This window comes from Pseudoalteromonas sp. SMS1 (assembly GCF_021530565.1).
In the GTDB taxonomy this organism is placed as follows: Bacteria; Pseudomonadota; Gammaproteobacteria; order Enterobacterales; family Alteromonadaceae; genus Pseudoalteromonas.
Genome location: NZ_JAKGBI010000009.1, coordinates 65506 through 88532, shown reverse-complemented (window position 1 = coordinate 88532; position 23027 = coordinate 65506). Strand labels below are relative to the sequence as shown.

Sequence of the window (23027 nt, the reverse complement as noted above, 5' to 3'; positions counted from 1 at the left end):
TATGGGTATTAAATCAACACATGGCTCTGTCTGGGATCAGCTTCATAAACTCCTAGAATCTGGACATTTAATCACGACGCTAGATGAACAAGCGGCTAACCCGTCTGCAATTTACAAGCTAGTCGATAATGCGGCTATTCAGACCGTTGAAGATTGGAATGCCGTATGGCCTGTTATTATCGAAATATTTTGGTCTTATGAAGACGTGTTATGGAACAACGATAAACTGTCTGTTTTATTTAATGGGGGCAATGGTATAGACGCCAAGGAAGCTGAACTAATTCACTGTGCATTGATGTATGTAATTATGCAGAAAATGGGGGTTGTGAACATAAGCTTGCACTCAGAAGGCTACGTAGCGCTTCGTTCAGGCCGTGCGTTAAGCTCCATTTTTCTGAAACTTCAGCCCAATCTTTGCAGCAAAAGTCCTGCAAACAAACAGCCTTATTTTAATTGGCGTGATGCGTTTACTCCAACAAACGCGTGGCAACGTATTGATACAGAATTCTCAGTAGTGATACCGCCTATTACAGTGACACAAGAAGAGCAAATTGCTGTACAAGCTGATTTTATTAGTAAACGGATGTACCTCCCTTTACCTTTGCCATTTGCAACGCCCTTCAACTCTGATGATGTCTGGGATCAAACGGTTGATTACTCGAATCACCAACCTTTTATTGTATATACTGGTACAGATCTTAAAATCTATGACGAATCGAAAGACACCAGCTCTGACACACAAGGAGAGTTGCATACTTTTAATCTTGATGGCCAGACTGGCGATGTTGATGAACTAAAAGGTATCTTAATTGAGTCAGAATGGGTTAACTTTGTCCCTAGATTAGTTGCTTACAATTGGACTGCCGACCCAGATTTTCAAATTAAAAACAACACTAGCATTGAAAACTACCCACAGATGCTGAGCAGTCTAGCATTTGAAATACCCAGTAACCTGACGCTTATAGTGCAATATCCACCTCATGAAACAGAAGCAGAACAAAAAGCGGCTACTGTCATTGACGGAAAGTATGCAAGCACATTACGCTTTACGATTCCTAAGCCACCATCAAGAACGCTTTTTAAGCCTGTAGCCTTAGCTGATTTATCGGGTAAGCGCCCAAATCACCCATTCTGCTCTCTTTAAAACGTAATGTATGGGCATAGCTTTAGGTTATGCCTTTTCGATGAGTCATTCATTTATGAGTAAATATAAAATAATCGATGTAGATCGGCATGTTATTGAACCATTAGAGATGTGGCAGCAATACGTGAGCCCTGAAATTTATGAAAAATATCCAATTTGGATGAAGTTTGATACTGAGGAAAAAGCACTTGCTCGGGCGAAAAAGATGGGCGTGCCTGAGCCTGTATTTGTCCCCCCAGAATATATGATTGGCCAGCATGAAACGCTTTTACACTGGGGAGAAGATATTAAATTAGCGTGTCTTGAAGGAAATAATGAATCTGAACGCAAGCTCGCTATGTACCCTGATACTCAGTTAGACAAGATGACGAAAGATGGCATCCATCGAGCCTGCATACTTCCCACGTTTGGCAACAATATAATACATCATGAAAAACTACCCGATCATGTTTCAGTCGCATTCGCGGATGCATACAATAAATGGTTGAGGGATTACTGTGCGTTGGATCCTGAAAAACTGATTGCGGTTGGTGTGATAAGCCGACATGATCCGAAAAAAATGTTAGACCAACTGAGAAGAATCATTGATTATGGCTGGAGTTGCATCGCATTACGACCCGAAAAAATAAGAGGTCGTTTACTCGGGGATCCGGAATATGAGGCTTTCTGGGACTTGTGTGATGAACACAATATTAGTGTTGCTATTCATGGAGGCACTCACGCAGTATTGAACACGGTAGGAACTGACCATTTTACCTCGCATTTTGCTTTGCATGCTTGTTCTCACCCAATGGAAGCGCAAATGGCATTTGTATCCTTACTCGAGTCAGGGGTATTAGAAAGGCACCCCAATCTTAAATTCGCCTTCTTAGAAGCGGGCGCATCGTGGTTACCAAGTTGGCTGTGTCGTCTGGACACTATTTGCTTCCCTCAGTTTAGGTCTTTGACTAGGGCGCATATTAAACAGTTGCCCTCAGAGTACTTTAAGAGACAATGTTGGATTGCCATTGAACCAGGTGAACCTAATTTACGAGAAGTTATTAATTGGGTTGGTCATGAGAAGTTGATTTTCGGCAGTGATTTTCCGCATCCTGACCACGAACATATTGACACTACAAAGCTCGAACAAGTGCTGTCGATGTTAACCGACGACGAGGTGCGGGCTATATTAGAGGTAAATCCGGTGTCATTCCTGAGTTAATCTGTAGGTGAGTACTTTAATCAGGTAGCAATGCTGCTACCTGTTGATTAAATTAGAAGAATCGTAATCCTCTGTAATGTGACAATTTTTTTAAGGGTGTTAGGGTTCCTTTTAGATGACTGATTTAACAACAAGGATTTTGTGAATTATGGCAAGTATGGTGGACGCTTTGGGCGGGCACGTCATATCTATCAAAAAGCTCCATAAAGTAGGAAGAGAAAGTAGCATGGTGGAGACCGTGGTGAATAGTCCCGAGGTATCAAGAGTTCATTTCACGATAGAATGGGTTGATAATACATGGATATTTAGAGACTTAAGCAAAAATGGCACTTGGATTAATGGAATAAAAGCCGCTTTAGAAGTACCTTATGAGTTGTCGGTAGGTGACCGAATATGTTTTGCAAAAAACACAGACATTGGTTTTAAAATTAAAGAGTTACAGGCCCCTAAATAAAGGGCCTCACCGTGCATTGCTCTAATAATAAGGAGCACTGTTAGAACATTCGGCGTTGCATCACAAATATGCAGTGAGCAGAGTTTTCGCTGCGAACGACACCTGTGTGTACGATGTTTAAAGATACAGCCCTTGCTGATTGACAGTTGCTTCATTTAACGCAGTGTTCATCAAGCCAAGTTTAACAGGGGTTTCGTACAATCGAGGGTTACCTAGCTGGGGCCAGATATGACATAACCCAGGTACAAAGACATTGGCAGTTTTGATAGGTATGAACTCCTGTGAGTAATTTAACGCGAGTGTTTCCATACCTAAACTTTGTAGTTGCTCGACAATCGCGAATATATCTAACTTTAAGTCTTTACTTGGCTTCAACTTAGGCGAAATAGCAGGGTAATTGTCATGAGGCATCAAAAAATCTGTCTGATCAATGGCATCAAAATCAAAAGGCGCGTTACTTTGGTCGCGAATAGGGATGAGCTGACATAATTCAGTCAAAGCGCGTTGTGCAGCCATATGTGGCTTTAAATGACAACCAAAGCCAAAAATCCAGCCCGCAGTTTGTTTGTTTTTACCGATAGCTGCCATCACAGGAACACCAGTATCTAATGTAATATCGAGTACCCAATATTCGTAGTCAACAGAAATAGTTTGGTCAAGCTGAGTATAGTAATGGGTATCTAGTGTCGTCAGATCATATGATGGTCGGGGCAATTTGTTGTACCACCATATCGCAATCGCATCACGCTCTAGCAGCTCAAACAATCCCTGCATAATTGCTTCCTCAAGATTATTTCCTGCTGCACATCCATTAGAATGCCATTTTCCAAATACATCTTCCTCATAGGGGGTATTAGCAAAACAACTGACGTATGGAAGATAAACAGGATCGTTATGGGTCAAAGACCACACTTGCTGCCAATGGATTTGGCCATCGTTAAACGCCAAGACAGCTTGAGTTCTGTTAGACTCTGCGTTCGATAGGTCAGCAAATTGTATGTATTGCTGATCACTGTAGGGCACAAGCTGATTAAAATGATAACTGCGATGAGGTAGTTTTGACTGAGTTGCAAAGATTGAGGGGGGAATATGCCGATATTGTGCATTTTTGCGTTCTATGGTCTCACACAGAGCACTGGCCTTTGACTGAGCTTCACTGATGCCTTTCCCTAAGCAAATCTGTACAAAACTATTGTTATCTATGGTGTTAGCGTACTTTATTGGAAGCGATTTGAAAAATGCAGTTTTAAAAATAGAAATTGAACTTTCTTGCGGTTGTGGCAGTTTTTCAATATGTGTTATCTGCCCCGTTATTGGACTGATAAATGGCTTTAACTTTTCTACCGTTTGTTCAGCAGAGACGCATCGAGAGCCACCATCATCATCAGATGTAACAGGTTGAGAGCTTAGTGAAATTTTAGCATCAAGTTTGTGAATCGCTGTTGGTGGCTGATAGGGGTGCGTTTCAATATGGTGTGTGTCGTGGTTATATTCAATGAGTGTTCGACTTCGTTTCTGATCAGACACATGTTGCACGATTATTTTATTTAACGAACGAAAAAATTTCTCCGTGCAAGCGTCACGCTTGATAGGTGCGGGTATTGTAAAATCGGCCCCAGAATACGCTTTGACGAATTGTAAAACGGGCTTATTGGGTTCTAAAGCCTGCGCTAAGGAGTCCGCGTCTTGTATGCTAGAAAGGATGGGACTGATAAGAGAATAAGTATCGGTGATAGCGACAATACAGATAGGCCAGTCACTTTTTACGCCGTCGATGTAACGCAATGCTTTACATGTTGAAATTAAATTATCAGAAATGAATAACTGGACATGTTCGACATCGAAAATATGGGTGTGCATGCCGATGTCTAAATTACTAAACAGTCGCTTGCCGACACTTGTAATCTTATTGAGTAGCCTTGGCTTTTCTACGTTATTTGTATCTGTTATATATTGTTTTTTTGCTAGAAAATGTTCACATACAGCATAAAATCGCATCAGGTCTTGCTGGCTTTTTGCATGACTTGCAATTTCGCTCAGTGTCTTTTTACCATCAATCAAGTGAAATAGCGGAAAAGCAGTGTGTTCAAAAAGAAACTCGCTGTGAGCGCTGATCACAATGAGGTTGTCATTTGGTAAATGGATGACACGGTAGGGAGGTTGCCAACTTATTATTCTATCTTTCATGGTGACGAGTCCTTTACAATAAACTTTAAAACTAACTTCCTGAGTGTGTAGAGTATAATACTGAACTTTTTCAGAGGTAGGCCAGCTCTTTTAGGCGCATTGTTGTATATGCACTGCGCTGGCTCTGTAACTAAAACGAGTGTCTCTCTTACCCAGTTTGGTTTTGGGCCATTAATAAATCATTTTACTTAAACGATACGCAATTATGGCTTTATACTTTTGTGCCGTTAATGTTGCGAAGCAATACGTCTTTAATCAACCGATGTCGCGAGTTGTCCTTGTTGAAAGCATATCTAGCTTTCATCTCGAATAGCTTTTTGGTGCGCTAGGCGCGGGTGTATAGCGAGCGATAAAGCGCTGCCAAAAAGTCATGTTTTGGCTTTTATAATCAAGTAGATATTGTATTGAGTGCCTAATTTATTTAAATTATGAACTTCAACGAAATAACGAGAGAAACACATGTTAAAACTTTTTGCATTGCAGGTAAGTGTTCATGATATCGAGGCTGCAAGAGAATTTTACGTTAAAGGACTTGGCTTTGATGTTGTAGGGGACGATTTACTCCCGCAAGCGATGTATGTGAAAAAAGATGATTTAACGATTATCTTAAACAAAGTTGAACAACCAAAAGTGCTTACCTACCCAGATCAGTCGCAGATGATTATAAATTTGGTTACGACTGACCTTGAAGCAACGCTCGCTGATTTTAAAGAGAAAAACTTGAACCTGCTTCATGACAAAGCGCAAGAATGTCCAGTTGCCCATTACATTGCCGTTGCAGATCCAAGTGGAAATGTGATCGAAGTGATACAAATGAAAGGCTAGCGGAGTTTTTCGAGTTCACCAGTACTTAAAACTTCGTCAATTGCGAAACTGGTTTGATTTGCCAGTTTTGCTTTTAGCATGTCGAGTGTGGTTTCCCTTTCAATAAACGCGATAAATTCATTGGGTGTAATACCAAGCTCATCTAATACGCCTCCTAACTTGTTAAAGTCGGGTTTGCCTGCACTGCTACAGTCCCAAGTGGTCGCAATTTTTAGCATCGTCGGAAAGGTGTCGTCCTTGGAGACGTTTGGCATAAGTTTGCTTGCTAAAAAACGATTTAGTATGTGTGGTTGACAACCCGCTAGCAGGGTGCCGCTCTTCAACAACGTATCGTTACTGTAAAGTGATTGCGTTTTTTCGCTGACGAATTCGTCTAGCATCATTTGCCAAGCATCTGTGAAGCTGAAATCAAACTCTGGCGGAGGGGCAAAAGTGGAGCGCTTTTCTTGTACATCTTTGACTAATTTTAATGCTGTAAGCGCATCTAATTTCTTCAGCGAAGTGATTTGGTTTACATAGTCAGTGAATGATTTTAATGCTGTCTCAGAGAGGTGTTTAGCCGCGATTTCAAACATCAATGTATAAGTTCGATTGGGGTACCAAGTCGCTTTTAACTCCGCTTCTATTAGGATAGCAATGTTTTCACTTATTAAGTTTTTGACGACGCACTCATGGAGGGCATGCCGAATATCAACCAGAGCTTCAGAAATATGAGCATACCCATACTGACTGTCGGTGTGTAGGAGTGTCACTTCATCATCATCTTCCAGTTTACCTGAGTCGAATTGCTGAAAAATCTCACCCACACCTATCATGCCGTACACCGATAACTCAGATGCTCTTAATGCACCCATACTTGAACACCCAATGACTGCGACGTTACTTTTCATTGCATCTAAGATTTCTTTGTGCCAGACCGCGGGATGCTGTTCAAATGTGCCATCAATAAGTAGGATAATGTCAGGGTTGGAAGCTTTTTCTTTAAGTATATCGCCTTGTTTAGCTGGTGGCCTGACGGTTACCATAGGCAATATTGTCTTGATTTCCTGTTCAGATATTGTAGGACCTGCAAATACGATTATCTTCATTTTTCAGTTCTCTGCATTTGAGCGCGCAGTTTATTTGCTCTGGAGCCAAACACATACCCAGGAACATCATGAATTCCCTCTAGGTTGGGAGCAATAACACGTACAACGGGTATATTGAAGGCGGGCTTTGTTAGATCAACATAGGTGGGATGAATATTCACACCCGCTAAACAGCCAAGCACATAATTAAGATCATCGTTAATTGTCTCGCCACTATGACTAGGTATGGCTTGGAATGCTATCTGCGTTTCAGGTTTCTCTAAGAGTAAGTTGCGCAGTTGGTTTACGGACTCTTGCTGTCGTTTTGATTCATACTTGGATAGGTTGATATCATCGCGTGAACCTGAAATAAGTGTCAGTCTCGTTTGTACAGCTTCTGTGATCGCTCTTAAAAGTGCGACAATGGCATTTGGGTGAGTACCAGCGCCTGAGGCTGAATATAAACGCCTATGAGGGTTTTCTTCTGCATCTAAAATGGTTGCCAAAAAAGTGGGTACACCCACATCGCTTGTCGTTTCCCAGGCCCCACATAGGACACCAGCTCGAGATAACTGTGCCAATAGTGCTTTTACCGTGTCATCTTGAACTGTCTCCAAGTCAATGCGTTTGTGGGTATACTTCGTGTTACTTTTCAGTGACCATAAGCACAACGCATCTCTCTCTATGACTTCACACAAACCGTGTAGTTGCGCTTCTTCTAGCGTATTACCTGAGGCAAGTCCATTTGTACTCATCTGAAAAACGCCGCTGCCAGTTGGCAAAGGTAGTGTGTAATCACAATGTACCAAGTCATAAGGCACATAGAGTGGATCATTTTGAACAAAAGTATGGCTGGCAATCCAAAGGCGTTTTTCCTTTGGGCAGAACGGTTTGACATTCAGCTTGGGTAAAGAGCTTTGCTCAACACATGGGTAGCTGTTTTTAAGTTCGTTATAACTCATCAGCTTGAGTGGTAAATCTATATTCTCAGCGTGATAAGTTTCTATGGCTTCCATTGCGGCGGAGACCTTCGCGGCAACGAGGGTTGTCCCCTTACCCTGCGACACTGCGACGGCTTTAGAATTTGGACGACAAGCCGTCGCAACGGGTAGACCAATATTATCTAAGCCTGTTACGTTCGCTATCCGTGTAATCCCCATGGCGGTAAAATACGGGGTGATTCTATTGAGTGTCTGCTGCGGACTTATGACACGGTGAGTGCCTTCAAAATAGTGCTTTTTCATTTTGTTTTGTTAGGAAAGGCGCCGTATATCGGAGCCTTTTTGACCTAGTTAGTCGTTTTTCATTGTACGCAAGTTTGCGATGTAGCAAGCTGCACCCAGTAAATGAGGGATCATATCACGTGGGTTAATCGCACCAACTTGCGCGTTTGTATCACCATAGTAACGTTCTAGGAATTGGCCCGTGTGAAGTTTAGACAGCGCATCAAGCTCAAGGTCTACATCTCTATCTGTTTCTGCTGGCACATAAGAGTCTAGGCCATCAAGGTCTTCTTTACTGATGTAGCTGATTTGATACCCATAAAGGTCATTGATACCTCTGATTTGCTCTGGGTTTTTGAATGAAACAACGTATAAGTTTTCTTCTTCGATTTGTTCGCTCAGCTGATACTCTTTGTCTGCTGGCACAGGGAAGAATGGGCTTATTGTATTGGATTGCAAAGAAATTGGTGTATCAAGGCCTAGATTTAAGCTTCTTACAAAATTAGGATCATTTGCATTCAAGCGATTCAACTGTATAACACGTAGATCAATTAGGTATCCTGGTTTTAACGGCGCAGTGCCTGCAAATGTGCTTGGCAGTTTATCCTGAGCATTTTCTAGATTCCATGGAATCACCTTGGTGACCGCAGGGCCCATGAGATTTAATGGGAACAAATTCTCGTCAGTTAAAAAGAATTTCTGAATATCCTGCTCTGAGTGAACCCATTCGATAAGTCTTGAGCCTTCGGTGTAAAAATCGACATCCATGTATACGATGTCGCCATTTTGTCTTAGTAAAAATAAATTGTGCGCAACTTTACGCCATTGTTCTTCAAGGTCATCCACTGAGATTGGCGCACTACCTTTAGGTGCGTTATTTGAACTGAAGATAGGATTTCTTGAGCTAGGCTTATCTTGAGGAGTTTGTGGCATTTTATAATTTTCCTTTATTAAAGATAATTTGATTGAGTGAGTGTATTGGTCAATTCAATCAAGAATTCACGGCTAGAACATTTGTCTGGTTTTTCTAGCAATGTTTGGATTTGGTTACCTAAAAACATTTGGTTCTGGTCAGATAACTGGTCAAAGATCGCGGCCATCTTTGAACTATACTTCTCATTTATTTTTGGCTCATTGAGCATGAGAGGAAATAATTGTGCATATGCAATCCAACTAAATGGGAATGAATAGGTCTTACTCAACTCTTCCCAGATTTCAAAGCAACATTCTAACTGTTCTGTTGCTTGTGCAAACTGACCCTGCTTATAGGCTGCCCATGCGAGATTTGCGTGGGCAGCAGCTTTATAATCATGCATACCAGTATCTTCGCTGTACTTAAGGCATTTAATGGCGCATGAGTAGGTATTCTCAACATCTTGCGCTAGGCGATATGAAATAGTTTGATATGTAACACAGCGAGTGAGCGTGACTTTATCTTTGAGTTTGTGGGCGATCTGCATTGCTTGGTTTAACTTATCAATGGCCAAACTATGCTTTTGATTCAAAGAAAGTGAAAACCCATTGACAAAAAGCGCATAGGCCATCAGTGAAGGATCTTGTGTATCTTTAGATGAGTTTTCCGCAAGTTGTGCAATATTTAGGTCTTCATCAGAAAGAATATACCTTTTTTCCCTGAACTTTAAATGCAATAAATCATCATAAAACTTGGCTTTCACTTCATCTGTTCCAATGAGGTTAACTATCGGCGACGTCAAAGACACCAGTTTGCTCATCGACACTTTGTTACCTAGCCAATAGTTTACGTACAACTGGGCACTTTTAAGTGAGAGCCACAATTGCCACCAAGTATCGTCTTGAGGTGAGGCAGAATGGGGAAGGCTTTCTAAAATTGAATCTGCAATCATATAATGCTTAAGCGCTTCACTATGTAGGTGCACGATTTCAAATGTCTTGCCCAAGGTAATGTACGCTTCAACAGATAGCGTATTGTGGTGTTTTATGTCTAATTGTTCGGTCAGCTCATGTAAGAAATCACGTGCTTTTTCTTGCTGTCCAAGCTGAGAGTATATGTGACCCAATCGATACAAACTTTGAGCATATATCGTGTCTTGTTTCGTTTCAGCTGAATTGCTTAGCAATAATGATTTATCGTAAAAAGCAATTGACTCTTGCAGTGAGTATCTGATTTCTGCGACTTTTGCTGATTGAAAATACCATTTCCTCGCGAGAGGTAATTCGGCAGCGGCTTCATAGTGGCGCGCAATTTCAGAGCTGACATTAGGATCTTGAGGTGCTTCTTGCTCAATCACTTTAGCGGCTTGCAAGTGCCATTTTATGCGGCTGCTTTTATCTATGGATTCGTAAGCAATATCTTTAATTAACGCGTGTCTAAAAATATAATGGTCTGATAACGCTTTGCGTTGTTTTATTAAAATTCCTTGCTCTACAAGCAGCTGTAAATCGGCAAATAATTGCGGCTCAGATATATCAACAATGCTCAATAAGCGTTTGAGTTCGAATTCCCTCCCTAACAAGGCTGCTCTTTGCACCGTGTCTTTGGCAAAACCGAGAGATTCTAAATTGCTTTGAAGTGACTCACGTAATGAAAGTGGTACCTGATTAATACTTTCAGGGTCAGAAAAGCAGTAAGCGCCCCCTTTAAACTCAATTAACTCTTTTTGTTTGAGCATTGCGACCAGCTCTTCAATAAAGAGCGGGACACCATCTGCTCGACTCACGAGTACACGATAAAGGTCACTTGATACCTTTTGGCCGCCAAAGAGGTTTGAAATAAACGCACTTGAGTCTTGCTCCGTTAATTTAGCCAAAGACACTTCAGAATAAGCACATGAATTTTTGAGCGCATTGGGCAGTACTCTCCTAGAAGAGCAAAGAAGGTGACTTCTGTTGCTGAGTAAGGGGGTGGCGTATGCAATAAACTCTTCGGTCATGTTGTCTGCCCAGTGGAGATCCTCTATTACGAGGCAACTAGAGCTTGTTTCTTGGCTGTTTCCATTAAAAATCAGTGCATAAACCGATGCAAACAGCAGTTGTTTCTGTACTTGGGGTGAGGATGGCGCACGCAAAGGTTTACCATCTAACTTTAAGTTCAACCAAATTAGTAAAGAGGAAACGGCTTGTTCCAAATTTATACTATCTACATGACTTTTTATTTTTTCTTTAAATAGTACGTATGCTTCATTTCCGCCCAGTTTATCCAGCCCGAATTTATATTTAATTAAATTCAATATTGGATACAGTGCATTACTTTGATGTTCCGGCAAACACTGAGCTAGTTGAAAGGTCAATTTAGGGTTCTGATTTCTTATTTCAAAAAGCAGACGAGACTTTCCGATCCCTGCATCACCGTGTATGTGGATTAATTGGCTTTGCGTTGATTGCGTAGACAGCAATGATTGAATTTGGTTGATCTCATATGTTCTACCAATAATTTCATGACTACTTCTGGTTCCTCTTAAAAAACCAAATGCCTCTGCTTTTCTTTCGCCAAGTAGTGAATATACTTGCTCAGGGTGATATGACTGCCCAAGTTTTAGCTGAACGAAGTGCTCAAACTCATAGAAATGGTCAAGTAGTGCCTGTGTATCATGGCTACAGAGAATTTGCTTTTCTTTGGCCGTTCGAGCCAGTGCCATCGCAGCACTGGCGACATAGCCTTCCGGCGTAGCGTTTGCGTAAGTCACAAACATGCCAGTATGAATGCCTATATGAATATTTAGTTGAGCACCGTGAGCTTCCCGCATTAGTCCATTTCTGGAAGCGAGCTCACTGAGTATTTCAAGTGAGCCGCGAGCGCCAAGCCTCGTATCGTTATCACTTGTTGTGGGGTAGCCAAAGTAAAACAGCGACGTGTCTGACACACTTCCAACATGAAAGGCTCCGTATCTTGATGCAATATCGATAAAATGATTACGTTGGGATTTGAATAGGGTATCGAGTACTTCTAAATCATGTTGTCTATTGTCAACAAACGTGGTGCTAAATCGAATGGCAACCGCGGTGATTTGCTTTTTTTCTGTATAAACCGTTTGCTGCTGAGTGGGGGAGCCTATCTGAAGTTCGTCTGGTCGATACACAACCGTTTCGTCATCGAAGCTTGGGTGAACAGGCATATTTGTAGCGAGGCCAACCAAGTTTGACATATTTAATGATTTTAGTTCTTCAAAAATTTCTGTACCTGTGATGACCCGTTCTGTGGTGCTTTTTTTTAGAATTCGGCGTAGCAGGCCAGAAATGGGGTGACTCAACAATGCACTGGGTAGCGGAATATGTGATTCACTTAATTGCTTATGGTAAATTGCGGCAACGCTTGTGCCATTCATCGCTGGCAAGCCTGTTAAGCATTCGAGAAAAACCAGTCCCCACACATATAAATCGGTTTTAGTTGTTGCAGGTTCGCCTCTCAGTTGCTCTGGAGAACTGTATGATGGCGTGCCTAGCGTTTCTTGTGTCAGTGTCAGTGTTCTAAAATCTGCTTGTCGGTTGTCCTGCGTAAAGGTACCAATACCAAAATCTAATATTTTGGCATGTAATTTTGCCCCAGTTTTTGTGAGCATTATATTGGCGGGTTTGATATCTCGGTGCACAATGCATTTGTTGTGGGCATGTATCAGAGCATCGAGTACCTGAAGCATAATGTCTGTCGCTTCAAGCGCATTAAATGGGCCTTCAATGAGCAGGTGCTCTCTTAATGAGCGCCCTTCGACGAACTCAAAGACACCATAAAGCAAATCTTCATCAATTTGGCCCTTATTGAGTAGCCTAACGATATTAGGATGTTGTAATTGGCTACTTAAGTTCGTTTCTCTTTTGAACCTATCAATGTATCGTTGTTTTTTCTGCTCATCGCAGTGCTGATCAATTGCTAAAAACTTGATTGCGACATGCTGACCAGTATTCAGCTGCTTTGCTTTGAATACTTTACCAAAGCCGCCTTCACCTATTTTATTTAACAACTCATATTTTGAAGACTCAAAGCGTTGTAAAATATACGAGTCGGAGAATTGAGTTAATGACATGTTTGGGATCAGCTTCTCTAAATTTATAATCCGTTATGGCACATTTAAATCATAGATGTAAATCATCTAGAGATAAATTTTACCCAGTGAAGTTAAAACGATAAAATTATAACTATCGCTTTGTTGAACACCAGACCTTTTTGATAATCTGTATAATCAAAAGAAAGTACAGTGCGCTTTTACTCAACAGTATCTACTATTTTGCAATGAGATTATGTCGTTTAGTTTATAAAAATAAAATAGTTAGTGTCTTGTATGTGGGTAAAATACACGGTTAGTAGACGCAAGTAAATACATATGTAATGGGGTGTAATGTCTAGGTTCATACTGAAACTAGAGTGACTTTATACCTCTGTGTTTAAATTTAAAGTACATTGAGTGTGAAGTGAGAGTGCACAGATATTAGATGTTCAACTGTTTAGTATAAGAGGATAATAAGGAGGTTGAATTACGAAACCTGATAGTTTATTTAACCCCAATAATTTTAGAGGATAAAATCAAGTCCAGGCTCACGCTCATTAATGGTTTTTGACGTTTCAATGTAATAAAGTTGACAAGCTTGAGCCATAGAAATTGATCATTATGCAATGGCTTTTAGTAATACGCTCATGTCGGTAACACCTGCCTCCTTCATTGCCTCCCTGACACTTTTTATCATGTCAAAATACTGATTTTGAAGCTGGATGAAGTATTGATTTTTTTGCTCGTATACCGCTTTTTCGGCCTCATTATTGTGGTCAATTTTAGCGTTTAACTGGGCGACTTCTTGCTTTAATTCATCTAACTCTTCTTTCATCTCTTCCAAGCGCTCTAACATACGACGAATGTGGTCGGGTAAATCAGCGTATTTGTCTTCATTTTTCTCTTGAGCTTCTCTACCTGAAAGTCTCTCTTTTTCTTCCTTTGTGAGTTTATGTGTGCCTTCAAGCTCCGACTTTTGTTCAGCTTGTTGGGAAGTTGCTTCAGTTTTTGCAGGCTCTGGGTCTGGTTGCTCTCTTTCTTGCGCCTTGGTTTTGAGGTCAGAGGCTAGTTGATAACCATAGGCCACGCTGATTTCATGTAATAGGTTCATCAGAAATTCCTTGATATTACCGCCAGTAAAAACGGACGAACGTAACTGTCCAAAACATATATCGGCCTCTTGGCGAAGTACTTTAGGCGTTTTTTGAATAAATATTAGGAAGTGCTTATCAAGGTGAGACATGTGGGCATGCTCAAGTCAGCCCACAGAAAGTTAAATTATCAGAATGTCCAAGCAACATGGATTTGGGGCACAGACTCATTGGTGTTTGTACCAAGTTTATTGCGCCAATACTGCCACTCAACGCCTAAATACAACTGCTTTTCGGCCATATTTAATGCATGACCTAAATCCCAGCGAATGATAGGCTGTGCTAAAAGCCAGCCTTTAACATCGTTACCTGTTTCACTTTCACGCTCGGCAATATATTCAACGTGACCTGTGATTTCGAACTTTTGATTACCGAGTGTAAAAGGGTAGCCCCAAGCTACATCAATCATCCAACTATTCGTTTGAGCTGGTGCTCCACCTTTCGCTAAACCTTCACTGTCGTCAATATATGCAGTAAATAGTGTCGAAAGAAAAGAAAAGCCTTCGACATTCCAAGAAACCTTAACACCTGGTAGGTACTTCATGACTTTAGAGTCACCCGCTATATTGAAGCCTGCAACAATACCCACATCCTTTATCAAGCTATTGTCAAACTGCATATCGACAAGTTTACTCAAGCTAAATGTTGAGTACCATTCTCCATAAAAGTCTCTGTCTTGGTAATCATCATTCAAATCATCAACGAGATAGTCAATGAAGAAGAAATTGTCACCATACGCATACCCAGAGCTATGTTGCAGAGAGTACACGGTTGTATTGGACTCAACTCGACTAAATGGGTTTTTAAAGTCACCATTGTTGATATGAAGTTGAGTGTTGCTCCAGTCTGCCGCGAAAGTCGTTGAAGATAGCAGCGCAAGAGGGAGAGTCAGACATAACTTTTTATTCATTAATTAATTCTTCAAAGTTTGGGAACTTTGTAATTATATATTAATTCATGAAGTTATGTGAATTTTGCCAAGGGTAAATAATGCGCCCAAAAACTGGGCGCGATTAAGGTCAGGCGTGATTACGACGTAAAACAATGACCGTTACAGCCGTAATTGCTAAAATAAAGCAGTAGAACGATGACATTGAAACTTCAAAAGGGTTAATACCAAACGTGGTACCAAGCAATAGGGCTTGTGCACCGTAGGGCAGTGAACCTTGCATAACACAGGCAAATATATCAAGCAAACTGGCTGAGCGTTTTGGTGATATATCGCTATCTTCAGCAAGTTTTTTAGCGACAGGGCCGGCAACAATAATACTTACTGTGTTATTGGCGATACACATGTTGCTGGTCAAAACCAATGCCGCAATACCCAGTTGGTCAGCGACTTTCGTATTGAGTTTGCCAAGTGCTGCTGTTAGCTTGTGTATCTTTTTAGCGATGTACTCGAGGCCGCCATTCACTCTGATGAATTCAGAAAGGCCACCGATAAACATAGATAACAAGAAGATCTCCTGCATATCAGTAAAGCCTTTGTACACATCTTTTACAAAAGCTCCGCCCTCATAATCACCCGCAAAGCCGACAGCTGCGGCGAATATAATGCCGCTAAAAAGCACTGCGAAAACATTTAGCCCCATAACGGCCAATACCAGAATGAAGATGTAAGGAAGGACAAGTAACCAGTCAAACGGCTTAGTTTCAACGGCTTGAGGTTCAGGTGTTAAGAAGATTAAGAGCACGACAGTTAATAGAGCTGCCGGTAACGCAATCTTTAAATTCTCTTTAAATTTGTCTTTCATTTCACAGCCCTGCGTACGAGTAGCAGCAATGGTCGTGTCAGAAATAATAGATAGGTTATCACCGAACATGGCTCCGGAGACAATTGTGCCTGCCATCAACGCTGGGTCTATTCCTGTTTTAACAGAGACTGCATATGCAATGGGGCCGATAGCACCGATAGTACCCATTGAAGTACCCATCGCAGTAGATACGACAGCGGCAATCAAAAACAATCCTGGCAGTAAAAATGAGGGCGGGATAAGTGACAAACCTGCGTTCACCACGGCATCAACACCACCTGTTGCACCAGCCACCGCTGAAAATGCACCGGCTAATAGGTAAATCAAACACATGGTGATGATGTTGTTGTGTCCAGCACCTTTGATAAAGGTCTCGACACTTTGATTGATAGAGGTCTTATTTAGCCAAAACGCCAGTACAATAGCTGGCAAAATAGCAACAGGCGCGGGGAGTTGATAAAACGCATAATCAACACCTTGCGAATGTAAGTAAAGCCCAGCGCCTAAAAATAGCGCAACAAAAGTAAGTAAAGGTAGCAAAGATAACTTCGCACGTGAGTTGTCAAAAGATGGCTGCATAGCACTCCCCAAAAACCATTATCCACTTAATACGACCTGTGTAAGTAGATACAACCACAGCCAACAGGGTCATTATTAGCTGTATTTAAACTTCAACGCCCGCAATAATTTAAATCGGCGAATGCGGAAGTTTAAATGTTTAGACGTCTAAAGTCCAATGGTGTTTATTATAATTATTCAATAACTGACTATGACATAGAGATGGGCTAAACTCTAGGCCTGACATAGCATGAGTAAAACACTTTAGATATTGTAACCTAATGATTTTTCTCACTAGCGACGTGAAGTAAATGCATTTATATTACTTGCCACATTAGCGTTTGGGCTATGCATAAGGTGCGTTTTTGCGCCAAATTTAAAATGATATTGAAAACTAGGAATGAGAAAATAATGACAAAAATAGGTGTGTTTGGAGCCAACGGTAGAATGGGTCAAGCTTTAATCGAAGCTGTAGAAATAGAAAAAGAAGCGCAGTTGGCTGCGGCATTTGTAAGATCACGCTCGCCGTTTTTAGATACCCCTATCAAAGCGTTACAACCTGTTCATTCATCGGAGCTGGATTTTTCAGATGAAGAGGGTGATATAAGTCACACAGAAGTCTTAATTGACTTCACACTACCACAAGGCATGTTGGCACATTTACAAAGCGCCGTAGATAACAAAATACCGATGGTGGTTGGTACAACTGGTTTAACAGAAACTGAAATGGACCAATTAAGGGAAGCAGCAAACGTGATCCCAATCGTGTTTGCGCGTAACTTTAGTGTTGGTGTGAACCTGCTTTTAAACCTTGTTCAAACCGCGGCGACAAAACTTGCAGATGAAATGGACATAGAAATTTTTGAAGCGCATCACCGTAACAAAATAGATGCGCCGTCTGGCACTGCTTTGGCAATTGGTGAAGCAATTGCTGAAGCTAAAGGCTGGGATCACGACGAAGTGGCACGATATGACCGCATTAATGTGCATGAAGCAAAAAGTCAAGGTGAAATTGGCTATTCAGTCCTCCGAGCAGGTGACATAGTTGGTGAACATACCGCTTACTTCGCAACGATGGGAGAAAGACTTGAATTAACCCACAAAGCGGCTTCGAGACTGACGTTTGCATCAGGGGCAGTAAGGGCTGCGCAATGGTTGAAAAATAAGCCGGCAGGACTTTATGACATGCAAGATGTCCTAGGATTGAAGTAGTTTGTTTATTTTTTTGACGGTTTCACAAAGAAAATGCATTTAAGGGCTTATTTTTAAGTTTTTTCAATGAATAGTTAGACGAATCTCTGAAAGTGCTGTAGACTATAACGAATTTGCCAAAAATTTAATATCTGCGTGTTACCAAGCGCTTTGTAGACGGGAAAAAAGCGTGTTTGCTTATCCCGTTTTTTTATATCTATGGAGGTTAACTTGACTAAATCCGCTCTGTTAGTCCTTGAAGACGGTACGGTGTTTCGCGGTACTGCCATCGGTGCCGACGGTATATCTGTTGGTGAGGTAGTATTTAATACGTCTATGACAGGATATCAAGAAATCTTGACAGATCCGTCTTATGCGGAACAAATTGTCACCTTAACTTACCCGCACATCGGAAACACTGGTACAAACAGTGAAGACGAAGAAGCGGACAAAATCTGGGCAAAAGGCCTAGTGATTCGTGACTTACCATTACTTGCAAGTAATTTCCGTAACGAACAATCGTTAAGTGATTATTTAAAAGAACGTAATATCTTAGGGATAGCGGATATCGATACGCGTAAATTGACGCGTATCTTACGTGATAAGGGTGCTCAAAATGGATGTATCATCGCAGGTGATGACATCGATGAGCAAAAGGCGCTTGAAGCAGCTAAGGCATTCCCTGGCTTAAAAGGAATGGATTTAGCAAAAGTTGTGACAACAGAATCTTCATTTCAATGGAATGAAGGCAGCTGGACATTGGGCGAAGGCTTTAAAACGCTAGAGCAGGGTGAAGAGCAGTTCCACGTTGTTGCATATGATTTTGGTGTAAAGAAAAATATCTTACGTATGCTAGTTGACCGTGGCTGTAAGCTAACGGTAGTACCTGCAGAAACCTCCGCTGCAGAAGTACTGGCATTAAATCCAGATGGCATCTTCCTTTCAAATGGACCTGGTGATCCAGAGCCATGTACTTATGCAATCGATGCTATCAAGTCTTTCCTTGAAACGGACACACCAATTTTTGGTATTTGTCTTGGTCACCAATTATTGGCATTGGCGTCTGGTGCTAAAACAGTCAAAATGAAATTTGGCCACCATGGCGGTAACCACCCAGTTAAAGATCTTGACCGTGATGTCGTGATGATCACTGCGCAAAACCACGGTTTCGCGGCTGATGAGGAAAGCTTGCCAGAAAATCTCAGAGCGACTCATAAATCACTATTTGACGGTACGTTACAGGGTATCCACCGCACTGATAAGCCTGCTTTCAGTTTCCAAGGTCACCCTGAAGCAAGCCCTGGTCCTCACGACGCTGCGCCGTTGTTTGACCACTTCATTGAATTAATGCAAGCACGCAAAGCCTAATTTATTACTGGAGTAACAATGCCAAAACGTACCGACATAAAAAGCATTCTAATCTTGGGCGCTGGCCCAATTGTTATCGGCCAAGCATGTGAATTTGACTACTCTGGTGCTCAGGCCTGTAAAGCGCTTAGAGAAGAAGGCTATCGAGTCATTCTTGTAAACTCGAACCCTGCAACAATTATGACTGACCCTGAAATGGCAGATGCGACGTACATCGAGCCAATTCACTGGGAAGTTGTTGAAAAAATCATCGAAAAAGAAAAGCCGGATGCAGTATTACCTACGATGGGTGGACAGACTGCACTAAACTGTGCGCTTGATTTAGACAAGCACGGCGTACTAGCTAAGTTCGATGTTGAACTTATCGGTGCAACTGCGGATGCAATCGATAAAGCAGAAAACCGTGAGCGTTTTGACATCGCGATGAAGAACATTGGCCTTGAGTGTCCGCGTGCCGAGATCGCACACTCAATGGATGAAGCAAAAGATGTACTAACACGTATTGGCTTCCCATGTATCATTCGTCCTTCTTTCACAATGGGTGGCACCGGTGGTGGTGTTGCTTACAATATGGAAGAGTTCGAAGAAATCTGTACACGTGGTTTAGACCTTTCGCCTACGAATGAGCTTCTAATTGATGAAAGCTTACTAGGTTGGAAAGAGTACGAGATGGAAGTGGTTCGTGACAAAAACGACAACTGTATCATCGTATGTTCAATCGAAAACTTTGACCCAATGGGTGTTCACACAGGTGATTCGATCACAGTTGCACCTGCACAAACACTGACTGATAAAGAATATCAGCTAATGCGTAACGCTTCGATGGCGGTACTGCGTGAGATTGGTGTTGAAACAGGTGGTTCAAACGTACAGTTTGGTGTGAATCCAAAAGATGGCCGTATGGTTATCATTGAGATGAACCCACGTGTTTCTCGCTCTTCTGCACTTGCATCGAAGGCGACTGGTTTCCCAATCGCGAAGATTGCAGCAAAACTAGCGGTAGGTTATACACTAGACGAGCTTCAAAATGACATCACTGGTGGCGCGACACCAGCATCATTTGAGCCTTCAATTGATTACGTTGTGACTAAAATCCCACGTTTCAACTTTGAAAAGTTCGCTGGTGCAAATGACCGTCTAACGACTCAGATGAAGTCTGTTGGTGAGGTTATGGCGATTGGTCGCAATCAGCAAGAATCTCTTCACAAAGCACTTCGTGGTTTAGAAGTGGGCGCAACAGGTTTTAACCCAATCGTTGCACTTGATGACCCTAAAGCAAAAGAAACCATTATCCGTGAACTACGTGAGCCCGGTGCAGAGCGTATTTGGTACATTGCAGATGCAATGCGCCACGGTATGAGTGTTGACGATGTATTTGACCTAACTAAGATTGACCGTTGGTACTTAGTTCAGATTGAAGACATCATCAAAGATGAAACGAAGATCGCAGAAGCTGGTCTTGCAGGTCTAAACAAAGATTTCCTACGTCGCCTTAAGCGCAAAGGTTTCTCTGATGCACGTATCGCTGAAATTGCAGGTGTGTCTGAAAAAGAAATCCGCAAGAAGCGTCATCAGTTAGAAATTCTGCCTGTTTACAAACGCGTTGATACATGTGCAGCAGAATTCAGCTCAGACACCGCTTACATGTACTCTTCTTATGACGAAGAGTGTGAAGCAGCACCGTCTGAAAAAGACAAAATTATGGTAATCGGCGGTGGTCCTAACCGTATCGGTCAAGGTATCGAATTCGATTACTGCTGCGTACACGCGGCGCTTGCAATGCGTGAAGACGGTTATGAAACGATCATGGTTAACTGTAACCCTGAAACCGTTTCTACAGATTATGATACATCTGACCGTCTATTCTTCGAGCCAATTACACTGGAAGATGTGCTAGAAATCGTTCGTGTTGAGAAGCCAAAAGGCGTTATTGTTCAGTACGGTGGCCAAACACCACTTAAACTAGCGCGTGATCTAGAAGCGAATGGTGTGCCAGTCATTGGTACTTCTCCTGATGCAATCGACCGTGCGGAAGACCGTGAGCGCTTCCAGCAACTTGTTGAGCGTCTAGACCTGCTTCAGCCTGAGAATGCGACAGTCACTTCATTAGAAGAAGCGGTTGCTAAGTCTCAAGAAATCGGTTTCCCATTAGTTGTTCGTCCATCATACGTACTAGGTGGTCGCGCGATGGAAATCGTATATGACGAAGATGATTTACGTCGTTACATGACAGAAGCGGTTTCAGTATCTAACGAAGCACCAGTACTTCTTGACCGTTTCTTGGATGATGCAATCGAAGTTGATGTTGATGCTATCTGTGATGGTGAAAACGTGATTATCGGCGGTATCATGGAGCATATCGAGCAGGCGGGTGTTCACTCAGGTGATTCAGCATGTTCACTACCAGCACACTCTCTATCGCAAGATATTCAAGATGTGATGCGCAAGCAAGTACGTGACATGGCACTAGAGTTGGGTGTTGTGGGCTTAATGAATACTCAGTTTGCTGTAAAAGATGGCAAAGTCTATCTTATCGAGGTGAACCCTCGTGCAGCGCGTACAGTACCATTTGTGTCTAAAGCAACTGGTGTCGCACTGGCGAAAGTAGCAGCACGTTGTATGGTTGGCCAGTCTCTAGAAAGCCAAGGCGTAACGAAAGAAGTTATCCCGCCTTACTACAGTGTTAAAGAAGTTGTACTTCCTTTTGCTAAGTTCTTAGGTGTTGACCCAATCCGTGGTCCTGAGATGCGTTCAACGGGTGAAGTCATGGGTGTTGGTGAAAACTTCGCCGAAGCATTCGCGAAAGCACAATTAGGTGCATCAAACGCTTTACCACGTGGCGGTCGCGCGTTACTATCTGTGCGTAACAGCGACAAGTCACGCGTTGTCGAGCTTGCTAAAACGATGAAAGCTATCGGTTTTGAGCTTGATGCAACGAACGGTACTGCTAAAGCACTAGAAGAAGCGGGTATCGAAGTTCGTCGCGTGAACAAGGTATTCGAAGGCCGTCCTCATATTCTTGACCGCATCAAGAATGGTGAGTATAGCTACATCGTCAATACCACTGAAGGTCGCCAAGCGATTGAAGATTCGAAGGTGTTACGTCGTGGTGCACTTCAGCATAAGACTAACTACACCACCACGCTAAATGCAGCGTTTGCAAACTGTACTGCGCATGCCGCAGATGACAGAAGCTCTGTAAATTCTGTACAAGAATTACACCAGCGATTGAACTAATGGATATAAGCCAAGGCCTTTGGCCTTGGTGGTAAGTGAGAGACTTATGCAATCAATTCCGATGACTGTACGAGGCGAAGAACTGCTTCGTGAAGAACTGAACCATCTGAAAAAAGTGGTCCGCCCTCAAATTGTTGCCGACATCGCAGAAGCGCGTGAACACGGTGACTTGAAAGAAAACGCTGAATATCATGCTGCGCGTGAACAGCAGGGTTTTTGTGAAGGACGTATTCAAGAAATCGAAGCCAAACTATCGACTTCTCAAGTAATTGATGTCACAAAGATGGCTAACAACGGTAAGGTAATTTTTGGTAGTACAGTATCTATTGTCAATGTAGATACTGACGAAGAAGTGACTTACAAGATTGTTGGTGATGACGAAGCAGATATTAAGAATAATCTTATCTCTGTGAATTCACCAATTGCTCGTGGCCTAGTTGGCAAAGAGCTGGATGATTCAGTTAATATTCAAACTCCAAACGGTACTGTTGAATACGAAATCATCGAAGTTGAATATGTCTAATTTGTCTAACCTATAGACCAAAAGCCCGGCGGTAAAATGTTGGGCTTTTTTATTTCTATTTTGCTTGTCATCACAATCTCCTCCAATGTAGCCTTTTTTAGTGACTCTAACGTCTCCGTTTTTATCACATGATTTGACAACAAATGGGGTGTTTATCACAACCCCCGTGAATAGCTGATATGC

General features: G+C 42.0%; 16 protein-coding genes. 8 read left to right on the top strand and 8 right to left on the bottom strand.

The window, feature by feature from the left end; all coding sequences use genetic code 11:
* Position 1: 1 nt before the first annotated feature.
* The 3 genes from L1286_RS12025 to L1286_RS12015 all read left to right on the top strand — a co-directional run bounded on the left by L1286_RS12025 (position 2) and on the right by L1286_RS12015 (position 2799).
* Positions 2 to 1144, top strand: coding sequence for a hypothetical protein (locus L1286_RS12025; protein WP_235407295.1), 1143 nt, complete (start codon positions 2 to 4; stop codon positions 1142 to 1144).
* 55 nt (positions 1145 to 1199) lie between these two features.
* Positions 1200 to 2345, top strand: coding sequence for an amidohydrolase family protein (locus L1286_RS12020; protein ID WP_235407294.1), 1146 nt, complete (start codon positions 1200 to 1202; stop codon positions 2343 to 2345).
* Between the two features lie 148 nt (positions 2346 to 2493).
* Positions 2494 to 2799: an FHA domain-containing protein gene (locus tag L1286_RS12015; RefSeq protein ID WP_235407293.1), complete on the top strand. Its 306-nt coding sequence runs from the start codon at positions 2494 to 2496 to the stop codon at positions 2797 to 2799.
* 117 nt (positions 2800 to 2916) lie between these two features.
* Here L1286_RS12015 and L1286_RS12010 read toward each other — a convergent pair whose 3' ends face one another.
* Positions 2917 to 4986: a YcaO-like family protein gene (locus L1286_RS12010; protein WP_235407292.1), complete on the bottom strand. Its 2070-nt coding sequence runs from the start codon at positions 4984 to 4986 to the stop codon at positions 2917 to 2919.
* Positions 4987 to 5445: 459 nt separating this feature from the next.
* Between L1286_RS12010 and L1286_RS12005 the strand changes: the two genes are divergently transcribed.
* Complete coding sequence (locus L1286_RS12005; RefSeq protein WP_235407291.1) at positions 5446 to 5811, top strand: VOC family protein; 366 nt, start codon at positions 5446 to 5448, stop codon at positions 5809 to 5811.
* Here L1286_RS12005 and L1286_RS12000 read toward each other — a convergent pair.
* The 7 genes from L1286_RS12000 to L1286_RS11970 form a co-directional block, all read right to left on the bottom strand.
* Positions 5808 to 6899, bottom strand: a complete 1092-nt coding sequence (locus L1286_RS12000; RefSeq protein ID WP_235407290.1) for a TfuA-like protein — start codon at positions 6897 to 6899, stop codon at positions 5808 to 5810. The genes L1286_RS12005 and L1286_RS12000 overlap by 4 nt on opposite strands.
* Positions 6896 to 8122, bottom strand: a complete 1227-nt coding sequence (locus L1286_RS11995) for a YcaO-like family protein (protein ID WP_235407289.1) — start codon at positions 8120 to 8122, stop codon at positions 6896 to 6898. The genes L1286_RS12000 and L1286_RS11995 overlap by 4 nt, the downstream gene beginning before the upstream one ends.
* Before the next feature lie 48 nt (positions 8123 to 8170).
* Positions 8171 to 9034, bottom strand: coding sequence for a hypothetical protein (locus tag L1286_RS11990; protein WP_235407288.1), 864 nt, complete (start codon positions 9032 to 9034; stop codon positions 8171 to 8173).
* A 17-nt stretch (positions 9035 to 9051) separates the two neighbouring features.
* Entirely contained in the window at positions 9052 to 13101 is a 4050-nt protein-coding gene (locus L1286_RS11985) for a protein kinase domain-containing protein (protein ID WP_235407287.1), read from the bottom strand.
* 580 nt (positions 13102 to 13681) lie between these two features.
* Positions 13682 to 14173, bottom strand: a complete 492-nt coding sequence (locus L1286_RS11980; protein ID WP_235407286.1) for a hypothetical protein — start codon at positions 14171 to 14173, stop codon at positions 13682 to 13684.
* Positions 14174 to 14343: 170 nt separating this feature from the next.
* The gene (locus L1286_RS11975) at positions 14344 to 15123 is read right to left on the bottom strand and encodes a nucleoside-binding protein (RefSeq protein ID WP_235407285.1); all 780 of its coding nucleotides are present in this window, start codon (positions 15121 to 15123) and stop codon (positions 14344 to 14346) included.
* 109 nt (positions 15124 to 15232) lie between these two features.
* On the bottom strand, positions 15233 to 16546 hold the full coding sequence (locus L1286_RS11970; RefSeq protein WP_235407284.1) for a Na+/H+ antiporter NhaC family protein: 1314 nt from the start codon (positions 16544 to 16546) through the stop codon (positions 15233 to 15235).
* Positions 16547 to 16936: 390 nt separating this feature from the next.
* On the opposite strand from L1286_RS11970, the gene dapB reads away from it, so the two are divergent.
* The 4 genes from dapB to greA all read left to right on the top strand — a co-directional run bounded on the left by dapB (position 16937) and on the right by greA (position 22844).
* On the top strand, positions 16937 to 17737 hold the full coding sequence (gene dapB / locus L1286_RS11965; protein ID WP_235407283.1) for a 4-hydroxy-tetrahydrodipicolinate reductase: 801 nt from the start codon (positions 16937 to 16939) through the stop codon (positions 17735 to 17737).
* Between the two features lie 210 nt (positions 17738 to 17947).
* Positions 17948 to 19084, top strand: coding sequence for a glutamine-hydrolyzing carbamoyl-phosphate synthase small subunit (gene carA, locus L1286_RS11960; protein ID WP_235407282.1), 1137 nt, complete (start codon positions 17948 to 17950; stop codon positions 19082 to 19084).
* Positions 19085 to 19102: 18 nt separating this feature from the next.
* Entirely contained in the window at positions 19103 to 22321 is a 3219-nt protein-coding gene (gene carB / locus L1286_RS11955) for a carbamoyl-phosphate synthase large subunit (RefSeq protein ID WP_235407281.1), read from the top strand.
* Between the two features lie 46 nt (positions 22322 to 22367).
* The gene (greA, locus tag L1286_RS11950; RefSeq protein ID WP_235407280.1) at positions 22368 to 22844 is read left to right on the top strand and encodes a transcription elongation factor GreA; all 477 of its coding nucleotides are present in this window, start codon (positions 22368 to 22370) and stop codon (positions 22842 to 22844) included.
* The last annotated feature ends 183 nt before the right edge of the window (positions 22845 to 23027 follow it).